Origin of the sequence: Tardiphaga sp. (assembly GCF_044340795.1) — a bacterium.
Lineage (GTDB): Bacteria > Pseudomonadota > Alphaproteobacteria > Rhizobiales > Xanthobacteraceae > Tardiphaga.
In genome coordinates this window covers 1-13,474 of the sequence record NZ_JBIISY010000168.1, presented here as the reverse complement: position 1 = coordinate 13,474, position 13,474 = coordinate 1, and the positions used below count along the sequence as shown (strand labels likewise).

At 62.4% G+C, this 13,474-nt stretch carries 14 protein-coding genes; 10 read left to right on the top strand and 4 right to left on the bottom strand.

What is annotated here, in order from left to right:
* Nucleotides 1-195, top strand: a 195-nt coding sequence (locus ACIQ17_RS22980) for a hypothetical protein (RefSeq protein ID WP_398471489.1), incomplete at its 5' end; no start/stop codon positions are given.
* Between the two features lie 45 nt (nucleotides 196-240).
* Here the strand turns inward: ACIQ17_RS22980 and ACIQ17_RS22975 are convergent.
* A complete protein-coding gene (locus tag ACIQ17_RS22975; RefSeq protein ID WP_398471488.1) occupies nucleotides 241-447 on the bottom strand; it encodes a hypothetical protein in 207 nt (68 codons plus the stop codon).
* Nucleotides 448-702: 255 nt separating this feature from the next.
* On the opposite strand from ACIQ17_RS22975, the gene ACIQ17_RS22970 reads away from it, so the two are divergent.
* The 4 genes from ACIQ17_RS22970 to ACIQ17_RS22955 all read left to right on the top strand — a co-directional run bounded on the left by ACIQ17_RS22970 (nucleotide 703) and on the right by ACIQ17_RS22955 (nucleotide 4,037).
* Nucleotides 703-1,983 carry an acyltransferase family protein gene (locus tag ACIQ17_RS22970; RefSeq protein ID WP_398471487.1) on the top strand — a complete coding sequence of 427 codons (1,281 nt, stop codon included), beginning with the start codon at nucleotides 703-705 and terminating at the stop codon, nucleotides 1,981-1,983.
* A gap of 104 nt (nucleotides 1,984-2,087) precedes the next feature.
* Nucleotides 2,088-2,474 carry a hypothetical protein gene (locus ACIQ17_RS22965; RefSeq protein WP_398471486.1) on the top strand — a complete coding sequence of 129 codons (387 nt, stop codon included), beginning with the start codon at nucleotides 2,088-2,090 and terminating at the stop codon, nucleotides 2,472-2,474.
* An 87-nt stretch (nucleotides 2,475-2,561) separates the two neighbouring features.
* On the top strand, nucleotides 2,562-3,212 hold the full coding sequence (locus ACIQ17_RS22960; protein WP_398471485.1) for a glutathione S-transferase family protein: 651 nt from the start codon (nucleotides 2,562-2,564) through the stop codon (nucleotides 3,210-3,212).
* Between the two features lie 45 nt (nucleotides 3,213-3,257).
* A complete protein-coding gene (locus ACIQ17_RS22955; protein ID WP_398471483.1) occupies nucleotides 3,258-4,037 on the top strand; it encodes an enoyl-CoA hydratase/isomerase family protein in 780 nt (259 codons plus the stop codon).
* 4 nt (nucleotides 4,038-4,041) lie between these two features.
* Here ACIQ17_RS22955 and ACIQ17_RS22950 read toward each other — a convergent pair whose 3' ends face one another.
* Genes ACIQ17_RS22950 through ACIQ17_RS22940 form a run of 3 tightly spaced genes read right to left on the bottom strand, consistent with a single transcriptional unit; the run spans nucleotide 4,042 to nucleotide 8,437 of the window.
* The gene (locus ACIQ17_RS22950) at nucleotides 4,042-5,010 is read right to left on the bottom strand and encodes a metallophosphoesterase (RefSeq protein WP_398471482.1); all 969 of its coding nucleotides are present in this window, start codon (nucleotides 5,008-5,010) and stop codon (nucleotides 4,042-4,044) included.
* A 9-nt stretch (nucleotides 5,011-5,019) separates the two neighbouring features.
* A complete protein-coding gene (locus ACIQ17_RS22945) occupies nucleotides 5,020-5,451 on the bottom strand; it encodes a heme-binding protein (RefSeq protein ID WP_398471480.1) in 432 nt (143 codons plus the stop codon).
* Nucleotides 5,452-5,461: 10 nt separating this feature from the next.
* Complete coding sequence (locus ACIQ17_RS22940; protein WP_398471479.1) at nucleotides 5,462-8,437, bottom strand: FAD-binding and (Fe-S)-binding domain-containing protein; 2,976 nt, start codon at nucleotides 8,435-8,437, stop codon at nucleotides 5,462-5,464.
* A 257-nt stretch (nucleotides 8,438-8,694) separates the two neighbouring features.
* Here ACIQ17_RS22940 and ACIQ17_RS22935 point away from each other — a divergent pair, with 257 nt between their 5' ends.
* The 5 genes from ACIQ17_RS22935 to ACIQ17_RS22915 all read left to right on the top strand — a co-directional run.
* The gene (locus tag ACIQ17_RS22935) at nucleotides 8,695-9,894 is read left to right on the top strand and encodes a pyridoxal-phosphate-dependent aminotransferase family protein (RefSeq protein ID WP_398471477.1); all 1,200 of its coding nucleotides are present in this window, start codon (nucleotides 8,695-8,697) and stop codon (nucleotides 9,892-9,894) included.
* Nucleotides 9,895-9,995: 101 nt separating this feature from the next.
* Nucleotides 9,996-10,787, top strand: a complete 792-nt coding sequence (locus tag ACIQ17_RS22930) for an enoyl-CoA hydratase/isomerase family protein (RefSeq protein ID WP_398471476.1) — start codon at nucleotides 9,996-9,998, stop codon at nucleotides 10,785-10,787.
* Between the two features lie 182 nt (nucleotides 10,788-10,969).
* Nucleotides 10,970-11,965, top strand: a complete 996-nt coding sequence (locus tag ACIQ17_RS22925; RefSeq protein WP_398471475.1) for a tripartite tricarboxylate transporter substrate binding protein — start codon at nucleotides 10,970-10,972, stop codon at nucleotides 11,963-11,965.
* Between the two features lie 161 nt (nucleotides 11,966-12,126).
* Nucleotides 12,127-12,669 carry a tripartite tricarboxylate transporter TctB family protein gene (locus ACIQ17_RS22920; RefSeq protein WP_398471474.1) on the top strand — a complete coding sequence of 181 codons (543 nt, stop codon included), beginning with the start codon at nucleotides 12,127-12,129 and terminating at the stop codon, nucleotides 12,667-12,669.
* 10 nt (nucleotides 12,670-12,679) lie between these two features.
* A partial coding sequence (locus ACIQ17_RS22915; protein WP_398471473.1) for a tripartite tricarboxylate transporter permease occupies nucleotides 12,680-13,474 on the top strand: 795 nt, incomplete at its 3' end.

Here is a 13,474-nt window from a genome sequence, read left to right as displayed (position 1 = left end):
AGTGTCGTGCGTTTGCTGGAACGGGGGGCTGATCCGACGGCTGTCGACGATCTGGGGACCACGTTCCAATCCTCGCTGTTCCGGCCCGACCCAAAGCATCTGAACTGGGAGACACAGCGTCGCTACCGGAAGGTCATCGCGATACTCGAAGAGCGCGGCATTCCACTCGATCCGAAAGCTGAACGGTACAGATGATGGCGCCTGCGAGGCCGGGACGATGCAGGATCGAAGCGTCCTGTCTCAGTCGATCTTCCGTGACGCTGAGATCGGCTGCATCGGCTCCTGCGCCATGGTCCCGCAGCGGGCGCGTTGTTCGAGGCGATCGGCCTGCTGCCGATAGTCTTCCGATGCTTCGAGCAGCCGGGCGACGGTCACGGCGTCCAGCACATTGCGGGCGAGCCGTTCGGCGCGTTGGGCCTGTTCGCGAAGATGTTCGATCTGGGTCATCACCGTCCCCCTCACACTTGTCGAAACAAGTTGAGTCGAATTCGATCGTTCCCAGCGTCGCGCAGGATGCTTAATGCCGGGTAACCGCTCGCTTCGCGCAGGGCGACACGTTGCTGCCATCAGCCTCGATGGCGTCGCGTAACCACGCATTCACGTTAAGAGCGGACTTTCTGCCTGTGGTGGTAGACATGTAAATGCTCTTTACCCCTGATGGCTGCGCGCTGGGTATTCCCGAACCAAAACGGGGAATCGGTGATGTCGGAAAGTGCGACCGCAGGCAAAAAGCTGGAGAAATTTCCGGCTTTCGACGGTTTTCGCGGGATCGGCGTGGTGGTGGTGATTTTCAGTCACTGCCCGCAAGTGCTGGAAAGCAGCATCTATAACGCGATCTGGCATGTGAACCAGCTGTCGCGGGTCGGCTATGTGGCGCTCGACATCTTCTTCGTGATGTCCGGCTTCTTCATCACCCGCCTGCTGCTGCGCGAACGCGCCAAGACCGGCCGCATCTCGTTCAAGGATTTCTACATCCGCCGCGCGCTGCGCATCTTCCCGGTCTACTACCTCACCGTCATCGCCTGCCTGTTCATCTTCAATTTCAGAACGGCGGATACGATCAGCCTTTTCACCTACACGTTCAATTTCTATCACCCGCTGCATCCCGTGCCGAACCCGCTCGAGCACACCTGGTCGCTGTCGGTGGAGGAACAGTTCTATTTCTTCTGGCCGCTCTTGATCCTGCTGGTGCCGCCGCGCTGGCTCAATCGGGTGACCGGCGTCGTGGTGCCGTTACTGGCCATCGCCAGCGGTCTCGTCATGGCGGTGATCTTCCTCAATCACGATCCGCGCGAGGCTGGCGACGCGGTCTATATGTCGCTGTTCACCCGCATGCTGTCGCTGTCGCTCGGTGGCTGGCTGGCGCTGCGTGAATTCGACAACAAGCCGCTGCGCGGCTGGCGCTGCCTCGCGCTGTTCCTGGGCGCGCTGGTGATCCTGACGCTCGACCGGCAGGGGCGTAATCTCGGCATCATCACATCGCAGCCGATCTACTGGACCATCGCGCTGATCGCCTATGCCATGGTGAGCGTCTCCTTCGTTGCCACCATGGTGTTCGATCGCGGCGTCCTGAAGCGCGTTATGACGGCGATCCTGTCGATCCGGCTGCTGCGCGGGCTCGGGCAGATGTCCTACGCCATGTATGTGTTCCACCTGCCGGTGCTGTTCTATCTTGGCATCAATGACGCCGCCCTGGATGGCGCCGAGGCGCCGATCCTGATGGTGGCGCTCGCTTTTGCCATCACCATCGGTCTGTCGACGCTGTCTTACTATTTCCTCGAAACCCCGATGGCGAAGCTGAAGGATCACTTCGGCAAAGTCCGGCTGAGCGAGCCCACAGGCATCAATGCCGTGCCCAAGGGCGGCCTTCTGGCTGCCTTTTCGGAAGCAGCGCTGGTGTCACCGGAGGAACGTCAGCAGGGCTCGACCGACCGCCCGCAGCAGACAACCTGGTCTGACAGGCCTCAAAAGGAGAGCAAGTAGGATCAATATAATCCATAGATTGGAATATAGGGGTATCAAAAGACCTTTATCTACCCTAAGTAGCTACTTATCCGTCGTGTATTCTGGGCGGGAAGGGGTGGATAATGGGGCTTTACTGGAATCTGGTCACCAAAGTATCCGGCCTGACCAGACGCAAGCCAAAGCGCACCAGCAGCGCGCGCGACCTGGTGATTTTCTCTGACAGCAGCATCGTCGAACACTTCGCGCGACTTGGCTACGCAGTGAGCCTCGACCAGCTTGTCTTCACCCTGGAGACAGTGGAGGACTATGCCGAAGCCCGTGAGCAGCTCTGGCATCGGCCGGGGCATATTGCCACGCACGATCCCGGCGGTTTGCTGGTCATCGAGGATGCACAACCGCTGGCGAGGCAGCCCACGCGGGACATTGTGGTGGTCAGCCTCGGCGATGCACGCGTGGTGATGGGCGTGATCGACCGCGGGGGCCGCAATCGCTTTGCCGAGACCATGTAGCCGATACCCTTGACGAAGCCTCTTCGGTGCCTCCAATGGCAGGCAAGCGGCGGCAATCGCCCTGGCAATTCCCGGGAGGCTCATCGGATGATCACGCTCTATCATTGCGCCCGCGCGCGTTCGTTCCGCCCGCTGTGGACGCTGGAAGAGCTCGGGCTCAGCTATGAGCTCAAGATGCTGCCATTCCCGCCGCGCGTTCACCAGAAGGAATATCTGGGCATCAACCCGCTCGGCACCATTCCGCTGATGCTTGACGGGGACACGCGGATGACGGAGTCGGCAGCGATCGCGCAATATCTGGTGACGCGGTATGGCCCGACGCCATTGGCGGTCGGGGCCGATGAGCCGGATTACGGGGCGTTCCTGAACTGGCTCCATTTCGGCGAGGCGACGCTGACATTCCCGCAGGCCATCGTGCTGCGCTATTCGCGCTTCGAGCCGGAAGAGCGTCGCAGCCCGCAGGTGGCCGAGGACTATTCGAAATGGTTCCTGGCACGGCTCCGCGTCATCGAGGCGATGATGGGCACGCAGGAATTCATCTGCGCTGGCCGCTTCACCGCAGCTGATATTTCAGTCGGCTATGCGCTGCTGCTGGCGGAGCGTGTCGGTCTCGCTCCACAGATCGGCCCGAATGCAACCGCCTACTGGCATCGGCTGCGCGAGCGCGACGGCTACAAGCGCGCGGTGGATTCGGAGAACCGGGAAGGCGACGCCCTGGGTTTGGCGCGCCGCATCTGATTGGCTATACCGGGTGAACCACAGCCGACAGAGCGAGCATATCCGATGGCCAATGACACCGTGATCCTCGAGAAGAAGGGCGCAGCACTCTGGATCACCATCAACCGTCCCGAGAAGCGCAACGCGATGAATGCCGACGTCATCGCCGGCATCGCCGATGGCTATCGCCAGGCGCATGACGATGCGGAGGTGCGCGCCATCGTGCTGACCGGTGCGGGCGAGAAGGCGTTTTGCGCCGGCGCGGATCTCGCCAATTCAGGCTCGGCCTTCGCACAGGATTTCTCAAAGCCGAATGGCGATCTCGCCGATCTGATGCGGCTGTCCCAGAACGCCACCAAGCCTGCCATCGCCCGCATCAATGGTGTCTGCATGGCGGGCGGCATGGGATTGCTGTGCATGACCGACATGGCGGTCGCAGCCGACACGGCGATCTTCGGTCTGCCGGAAGTGAAGGTCGGCGTATTCCCGATGCAGGTGCTGGCGCTGCTGCAATCCATCGCGCCGCGACGCCTGGTCGATGAATGGTGTATCACCGGCGAGCCGTTCGATGCGCGCACCGCGCAGGATGCCGGCCTGCTGAATCACATCGTGCCGGCGGCTGAACTCGATGCCAAGGTTGAATGGCTGATCGCGCGCATCACCGACAAGTCACCGACGGCGATCCGCCGCGGGAAATACGCCATGCGCGCGATTGCGGCGATGTCGTTCGACGAGAGCATCGCCTATCTGGAAAGCCAGATCGCAATTCTCGCGATGACGGAAGATGCGAAAGAGGGCCTCAAGGCCTTTGCGGAAAAACGCAAGCCGGTCTGGCCGGGCAAATAGCCGGTCACGCCGCGCGCGTGAGCCGGTGCAAGGTCACTTCGGGCGGGCAGTTCAGGCGGACGGGCAGCAAGCTCGTGCCGACGCCGACCGACGTGTAGCCGGCAAGGTTCTCGTGGCGCCACGCGCCATTGCCCATGTGGCGCGGCAATACGGCTTCCAGCTTGATGGCATAGCCGCCGGGCAGGCAGAGCTGGCCGCCATGAGTATGGCCGCTCAGCATGAAGTCGAAGCCGTGCTCGGCGGCCTCCTTGTAGGTCTCGGGCGTGTGTGACAGCAGGATCGAAAATGCGTCCCGCGGGATCTCCGCAGCAACTTTCGGGATGTCATCGGCGAGATAGAAATGCGGATCGTCCACGCCGGCGAGATAGATGGTGTCCTCGCCGCGGGTGATCGTCTCGACTTCGTTGAACATCATGCGGATGCCCATGGCCTCGAGCGCAGGCGTGAGGCGGATGGTATCGTGATTGCCGAGGACGCCAAAGATGGGATCGCGAAGCTTTGCGCGGAGTTCACCGACACCGTCGATGGAGCGCTGATAGGGACCAAAGGTCTTGCCGCGGTAGTCGCCCGTGAGCACACAGATGTCGTAGCTGAGATCGCCGACAAAGGAGATCAGATGCTTCAACGCCTGTTCGCTCAGATCGACGTGGAGATCGCTGATATGCAGGATCGTGAAGCCATCGAACGCCGCGGGCAGGTGAGGCGAGGTCACCACATTCTCGCGCACGATCACATGATCGGCCTCGCGCCGCGCGCGACCATAGAGCCCGAGGAGCTTCAGTCCAGGGCGGACAATCAATGGTGCGGTCAGCCAGTTCTCCAGATTGAAGAACAAACGGCCCTGGCCGAACAACTGGTGATCGCGATGGGTCTCGATCTCCAGCCGCTTCGTGACGTGATCCGCGCCGATGCGGTCGATCAGCGGTTGCAGCGCGCTGTCGTCGGGCGGGATGTGCGGTGGCCGGGCCAACACGCTGACGTCCTAGCCAGTCGATGCCTTGAGGCCGGCGGCTTCGATGCCGGCGACGCAGGCGATCTCGTCATTGTCCGACGTGTCGCCGGAAATGCCGATGGCGCCGAGCAGGCCGCCGGACTGATCCTGAATCAGCACGCCGCCGGGCACGGGAATGAGCGCGCCACGCGCCATGGTGTTGACGGCATCGATGAAGAAGGGCTGTTCCTCGGCGCGCTTGAACAGCGCGCGCGAGCCGAGGCCCATGGCCAGCGCACCATAGGCCTTGCCATGGGCAACTTCGCCACGCATCAGGCTGGTGCCGTCCTGCGCGATGGATGCCTTCACGCAGCCGCGCGCATCGAGCACCGTGATGGCCATCGGCTTCAGCTTCATCTCGATGACCTTGGCGAGCGCAGCGTCGAGAATCTTGCGGGCAACATCGAGCGAGAGATCGGGCATGGGTATTTCCTTAATGTGATGCGGAAGAGTGCGTGTTCGGTGTGGCATTGTCGAGGCTCATCGCCAGCACGCGCGCGACGTGCAGGGCCTCGCGTGGTGTTCCATCGGCGATCTGATGGCGGCATGACGTGCCGTCGGCGACGATCAGCGTAGAAGCCTCCGCCTTGCGGACGGCAGGCAGCAGCGAGGCTTCGGCCATCGCGATCGATGCCTGGTAGGTATCTGCGCCATAGCCGAAGGCGCCGGCCATGCCGCAGCAACTCGACTCGATGGTTTCGACCTTGAGGTCCGGGATCAGGCGCAGGGCTTTCTCCACAGGCTTCAGAGCACCGAAGGACTTCTGGTGGCAATGGCCATGCACCATCGCTTTCGGTGCGATGGGCTTGAGCGGCAATTGCAGCCGGCCTGCTTCGGCTTCGCGAACGAGGAATTCCTCGAACAGCAGCGCATGCGCGCTGACATTCTTCGCCGTGTCGTCCTTGCGCAGCGACAGCAATTCGTCGCGCAGCGTGAGGAGACAGCTCGGCTCCAGGCCGACAATAGGCACGCCGCGGGCGGCGAAGGGCGCATAGGTCGCAACGAGGCGATCCAGTTCGGCGCGCGCCTGATCGACGAGACCGGCGGAGAGGAAGGTGCGACCGCAGCACAGGGCGCGTTGGCTTCCGTCCACGGGTTTTGGCAGATGCACACGGTAACCGCCTGCAACGAGCACGCGCAGCGCATCGTCGAGATTCTCGCGTTCATAGGCGCGATTGAAGGTATCGGCGAACAGCACGACTTCAGGGCCATCGGTAGGACCGTAGACAGTGACATCGGGCGCGAATACATCGCTCCGCCATGCAGGCAGGCTGCGTTTGGCGCTGATGCCGGTGACGCGCTCGACGAGGTGGCGCAGCACCGGGTGATCGTTGCGCAGGTTCATCAGCGGCGCGAGTTTGGCGGCAAAGGGCGCATAGCGCGGCAGATAGCCGACGAGACGGTCGCGCAGCGTGAGCCCGTGCTTGGCTGCGCGCGCGGCCAGCACCTCGATCTTCATCTTCGCCATGTCGACGCCGGTGGGGCATTCGTGGCGGCAGGCCTTGCAGGAGACGCAGAGTTTCATCGTCTCTGCCATTTCGTCGGAGGTCAACGCATCAGGGCCGAGCTGGCCGGAGATGGCGAGACGCAGCGTGTTGGCGCGGCCGCGCGTCACGTCCTTCTCGTTGCGGGTGGCGCGATAGGACGGGCACATCACGCCACCCTCCAGCTTTCGACACGTGCCATTGTTGTTGCACATCTCGACCGCGCCCTGGAAACCGCCACCAGCGCCGGGATAAGCGGACCAGTCGAGTTCGGTCTTCAACTCGCCGATGCGATAGTCCGGCGTGTAGCGGAACAGCGAACGGTCATCCATCTTCGGCGGATCGACGATCTTGCCGGGATTGAGAATGCGGCCGGGATCGAAGCGATCCTTCACTTCGGTGAAATCAGCGATGATCCGCTCGCCGAACATCTCCGCATGGAATTCCGAGCGGACAAGGCCATCGCCATGTTCGCCGGAATGCGAGCCCTTGTATTCGCGCACCATGTCGAACGCCTCTTCGGCGATGGCGCGCATCGCCTTGACGTCCTTGTCGAGCTTCAGGTTCAGCACCGGGCGCACATGCAGGCAGCCTTCGGAGGCATGCGCATACATGGTGCCGGAGGTGCCGTGCTTCGCGAACACGCCGAGCAGGCGCTCGGTGTAGTCCGCGAGATGTGGCAGCGGCACCGCGCAGTCCTCGATGAAGGAGACCGGCTTGCCCTCCTGCTTCATCGACATCATGACATTGAGGCCAGCCGCACGGAATTCCGCGATGCCGGACTGCAGCGCGGGTTCGGTGACCTCGACCACCCCTCCCCATTTGCGCTGCGGATTGTCCCAGCCAAAGCCGAGATCGCCCATCAGGGCGCCGAGCTCCTTCAGCTTGGCGGCGTTGGCGGCGGCATCCGCTTCGGCGAATTCGACGATCAGCAGTGCATCGGGATCGCCGCGCACGGCGCTCTTGATGATCGGCTGGAACATGGCGATGTCGCGGCCGAGCGCGATCATAGTGCGATCGACCAGTTCGACGGCGATCGGCTTCAGTTTCACGAGATGCTGGGTGGCATCCATCGCCTCATAGAAGCTGCCGAAATGGCAGACGCCGAGCGCCTTGTTGCCGATCAACGGCCACAGCTTGAGCTCGACCTGCGTGGTGAAGGCGAGGGTGCCTTCGGAGCCGACGAGCAGATGCGCGAGATTGTTCGGCGTGTTGCGCGGCACCAGCGCATCGAGATTGTAGCCACCAACGCGGCGCTGCAGTTGCGGGAAACGCGCGGCGATCTCCTGCGCCTCGCGTTCGCCGAGCGCGAGCATCTCGCGGAACAGGGCAGGGGCGTCGTCGTTCGGGTCGATCTCGCCGAAATGAAGCTGCGTGCCATCGACCAGTGCCGCATCCATGGCGATGGTGTTGTCGCGCATGGTGCCGTAGCGCAAGGAGCGGCCACCGCAGCTATTGTTGCCGGCCATGCCGCCGATGGTCGCGCGCGATGCGGTGGACACATCGACCGGAAACCATAGCCCGTGTTTCTTCAGCTGCCGGTTGAGATCGTCGAGCACGATGCCGGGCTCGACGATGCAGGTGCGGTTCTCGACGTCGACTGAAATAAGCTTGTTGAGATGCTTCGACAGGTCGATGACGATGCCTTCATTCACCGTCTGCCCGCATTGCGAGGTGCCGCCGCCGCGCGGCGTAACCACGCGCCCGTCATCGCGGCAGATCGCCATGGCGCGCAGCGCTTCGTCGATGGTGCGGGGCACGACCACGCCAAACGGCATGATCTGGTAGAACGAGGCATCGGTGGCGTAACGGCCGCGATTGAAGGCGTCGAAGAAAACGTCGCCCGTGGTTGCAGCGGCAAGTCTGGCGGCCAATGCACTGTCGGCCGCCGAACTACGAGTCGTCACGGCCTGCTTTGTCGCCATCGCCTGAGTCTCATGTTACGAAAGTTTGTCTTTGCATCGAGGTCCGGCCTTGGCAAGGGAGAGGCGATCCGGCAAGCGGAAGTAACGTAGCTTCATCAATCGGATGATTGGTGCGTTGCGGAATCGGAATCCTGCCTTCGCCGCCAAAACGGACTCGAACGAACGTCTGGCATAATGTATACCAATCCCCGGGACGAAGTCCTTCACAGGTGAATTCACGGGCATTGCATCAGGAAAATCTCGGGGAGAGCGTCACTATGACCGTACATACCGGAAGGCATTTTCTGCAGATCCCAGGCCCTACCAATGTGCCCGATCGGGTGCTGCGGGCCATGGACATGCCAACGCTGGACCATCGCGGTCCGGAGTTCGCTGAACTCGGCCTGCATATCCTCGCTGCCATGCAGCGTGTGTTCCGCACCAAGCAGCCGGTGATGATCTATCCGTCGTCGGGCACCGGTGCCTGGGAGGCGGCTATCGTCAACACGCTGTCGCCGGGCGACAAGGTGCTGATGGCCGAGACCGGCCAGTTCGCCACCCTGTGGCGCAATCTCGCCGAGCGCTTCAAGCTCGACATCGATTTCGTGCCGGGCGACTGGCGTCATGGTGCGGATCTCACTGAAATCGAGAAGCGTCTCGCGGCTGACAAGGCGCATGCCATCAAGGCCGTGATGATCGTCCACAACGAAACATCCACCGGCTGCGTCACCTATCCGCTGGATGTGCGAAAGATCCTCGACCGTGTAAGCCATCCGGCGTTGCTGATGGTTGACACCGTCTCGGGCCTCGGCTCGCTGGAATATGAACACGATGCCTGGGGCATCGACGTCTCCGTGGCAGGCTCGCAGAAGGGCCTGATGCTGCCGCCGGGCCTCGGCTTCAATGCTGTCTCGGAGAAGGCCCTGGAGGCCTCCAAGGCCAACCAGTCGGTCCGGTCCTATTGGGACTGGCAGGAGATCATCACCGCCAACAAGCTCGGTTCCTGGCCCTACACGCCCGCCACCAACCTGCTCTACGCGCTGAAGGAAGCAGTGGCGATGCTGGAGGAAGAGGGGCTCGACAACGTGTTCGCCCGCCACAAGCGCCACGGCGCCGCCGCGCGCGCGGCTGTGAAGGCCTGGGGCCTCGAGACCGTTCCCGTCCGCCAGCAGGATCACTCGCCGGCGCTGACGGCTGTCCTGATGCCGGAGGGCCATGACGCCGACGCATTCCGCAAGGTGGTGCTGGAGAATTTCGACATGTCACTCGGCACCGGCCTCAACAAGTGGAAGGGCAAGATCTTCCGCATCGGCCATATCGGCCATTTCAACGACCTGATGCTGATGGGCACGCTGGCCGGTGTCGAAATGGGCCTCGAACTCGCCAAGGTGCCGCATCGCGCTGGCGGCGTGATGGCGGCGATGGATGTGCTCACCGGCAAGGGCGTCGTCCCGATGACCAAGGCGGCGAGCGCCTGACGCTGCATGCCGCCTGTGCTGCGGCGGCCTAACAATCTCACAGGGGCTGGCGCATAATCGCGCCAGCCCCTTTTCATTCCGGCTGCCAAGAGAGATCGCTCATGACCGCGCCTGCCAGCGAAAACCTGCTCTATTCCGTCGAGAACGGCATCGCCAAGATCACCTTCAACCGCCCGCAGGCGCGCAATGCCATGCTGTTCTCCATGTATGAGCGGATGGCGGAAATCTGCACGGCGGCCAATGACGATCGCTCGATCAAGGCGATCATCCTCACCGGTACCGGTGACAAGGCCTTTGCCTCGGGCACCGACATCTCCCAGTTCCGCGAATTCAAGACGGCGCAGGATGCGCTGGACTACGAAGCGCGGATTGACCGCGTGCTCACAGCACTGGAAACCTGTCGCGTGCCGACCATAGCCGCCATTGCCGGCGCCTGCACCGGCGGCGGCGCCGGTATCGCGGCCTGCTGCGACCTGCGCATCGGCACCGCGGCCACGCGCATGGGCTTTCCCATTGCCCGCACCCTCGGCAACTGCCTGTCGATGTCCAATATCAGCCGGGTGATGTCACTGGTCGGCCCCGCGCGGACCAAGGACATGATCTTTACCGCGCGTCTGATCGAGGCCGAGGAGGCGCTGGCGCTCGGGCTCATCAACGAGATCGTGCCCGATGTGGAGACGCTGCAGCGCCGCGCGCTCGAACTCGCGCAGCTGGTGGCGAGCCATGCGCCGATCACCCTCGAAGTCACCAAGGAAGCCGTGCGCCGCCTGCGCAAGACGCTGACGCGCGACGAGGGCCAGGATCTCGTCCTCAAGGCCTATATGAGCGAGGACTTTCGCGAGGGCATGGATGCGTTCCTCAACAAGCGCAAGCCTAACTGGCAGGGGAAGTAAGACGACCAGATAACACGCAAGGGGCCGTCCATTGGGCGGCCCTTTTTGTTTCGACCCATGACCAAAGTCGCGCCGCTCATGCATCTTGCGCGCTTGATGTCACCGAAAATACCCCTCAGAATAGAACCAACCAAAAGAGGCGGGCGCCCAAAAGCTCGCTTGGGGTCATAGGGAAGAAACAAATGTCCAAGTTGATCGGCGCCACAGCCGCGCTTGCGGCCATGCTGGCTGCTACCCCCATTGTCTCGCCCGCGCATGCGTGGGAGCCCACAAAGCCCATCGAAATCGTGGTCGCTGCCGGCGCCGGCGGCGCGTCGGACCAGATGGCGCGCATGATGCAGGCCGCCATCCAGAAGAACAATCTCGCCAAGGTGCCGGTGGTGGTGTCGCTGAAGGGCGCGGCCTCCGGCGGCGAGGCGCTGATCTACATGAAGTCCAGCGACGGCGATCCGAGCAAGGTGCTGATCGCCTATTCGCTGATCTACATGCTGCCGTTGTCCGCCAAAATCCCGTTCAACTGGCGTGACCTCACGCCGGTCTCCGTGGTGGCGATGGATCAGTTCGTGTTGTGGGACAATGCCAAGGGTCCGAAGACGGTGAAGGAATTCGTCGAGGCAGCGAAGGCGTCTGGCTCGCCCTTCAAGATGGGCGGCACCGGCTCGAAGCGTGAGGACCACGTGCTCACGGTGTTCATGGAGAAGAAGACCGGCGCCAAGTTCTCTTATCTGCCCTACAAGTCGGGTGGCGAAGCAGCGACACAGCTCGTCGGCGAGCACACCGAAGCCAACGTCAACAATCCATCCGAAAATCTCGAAGTCTGGCGCGCAGGCCAGGTGCGGGCACTCTGCGTGTTTGACAAGGAGCGCATCTCCTACCAGGCCAAGGTCACCGAGACGCAGTCGTGGAACGATGTCCCGACCTGCAAGGAAGAGGGGCTCGACGTGCAGTATCTGATGCTGCGCGCGCTCTTCCTGCCCGGCAAGGTCACCAAGGAGCAGCAGGCCTATTATGTCGATCTGGCGGAGAAGGTAACGAAGACGCCCGAATACAAGGACTACATGGAGAAGCAGGCGCTGAAGCCTGTGTTCCTCAAGGGCGAGGCGATGACCAAGTTCCTCGAAGAGGATGACGCGTTGAACAAGTCGCTGATGACCGAAGCGGGATTCGTCGCGAAGTAACGCCGCCTGTCATGCCCCGCAAAAGCGGGGCATCCAGTAGACACCGGCGCTGTTGGATCACACTGGCATTGGCGTCTACTGGATCACCCGCTTTCGCGGGCGATGACATGCTTCTGTGGCGCACGGCTCGTGTGCCTCTCTCGATTGATAGAAGCTTGCTCATGTCCAACACCGATCTCGAAATCGTCGTCGAAGACCCCACCGCGCCCGACGACGCATCGCCATCCGTCGTCAGCCGCCGCACCATCGAGATTCTCGTTTCGCTGCTGCTGCTGGGGCTTGCTGCGCTGCTTGCCTATGACAACTGGCAGACCGGCATCGAATGGGATTCGACAGGTCCGCAGCCTGGCTACTTTCCTTTCTATCTGTCGGTGATTCTCGGCGGCGCCAGCCTGTACGGCCTGATTGCAGCGCTGTTTTCCAGTGATGCGAAGACAGAAACGTTCGTAACACGCGCGCAACTGCGCCGCGTGATGCTGGTCTTCGTGCCAACGGCGGCGTTCTGCCTCGCCACCCAGTTTCTCGGCATCTACGTCGCCAGTTTCGTGCTGATCTCCGGCTTCATGCGCTTCGTCGGCAAGATCGCCTGGTGGAAATCGCTGGTCACTGCGATCGTCTTCACCGGCCTCATGTTCGTGACCTTCGATGTCGCGTTCGACGTCATCATGCCGAAAGGTCCGCTCGAGCGGGCCTTGGGACGATAAGGAGGCCGACATGGAAGCATTTGGTCTCCTGCTGCACGGTTTTTCCGTCCTGCTCACCTGGAAAATTCTGGCACTGATGATGTTCGGCCTCGTGCTCGGCATCTTCGTCGGCGTGTTGCCGGGCCTTGGCGGGCCCAACGGCGTCGCCATCCTGCTGCCGCTGACCTTCTCGATGGATCCGACATCGGCCATCGTGATGCTGTCCTGCATCTATTGGGGCGCGCTGTTCGGCGGCGCCATCACCTCGATCCTGTTCAACATCCCCGGCGAAGCGTGGTCGGTGGCGACGACATTCGACGGCTATCCCATGGCCCAACAGGGCAGGGCGGCCGAAGCGCTGACGGCGGCCTTCACGTCGTCCTTTATCGGCTCGCTGGTCGCCGTGATGCTGATCACCTTCCTGGCGCCGATGATCTCGACCTTTGCGCTCAAATTTGGGCCGCCTGAATTCTTCGCGGTCTATCTGCTGACCTTCTGCTCCTTCGTCGGTCTCGGCCGCGAAGCCAAGCACAAGACGGTCATCTCCATGTCGCTCGGCCTCTTGATCGCAGGCATAGGCATGGATACGGTGTCCGGCAATCTGCGCATGACCTTCGGATCGCCGGATCTCTTGCGTGGCATCAACTTCCTCGTCGCCGTCATCGGCCTGTTCGGCATCAGCGAAATCCTGCTGACCATGGAGGAGCGCCTGGCGCTGCGCGGCCATGCGGCCAAGATCAACCTGCGCACGATCTGGGCCGTATGGACCGACCTGCCGCGCTACTGGGCGACGCTGCTGCGCTCATCGGTGATTGGCTGCTGGCTT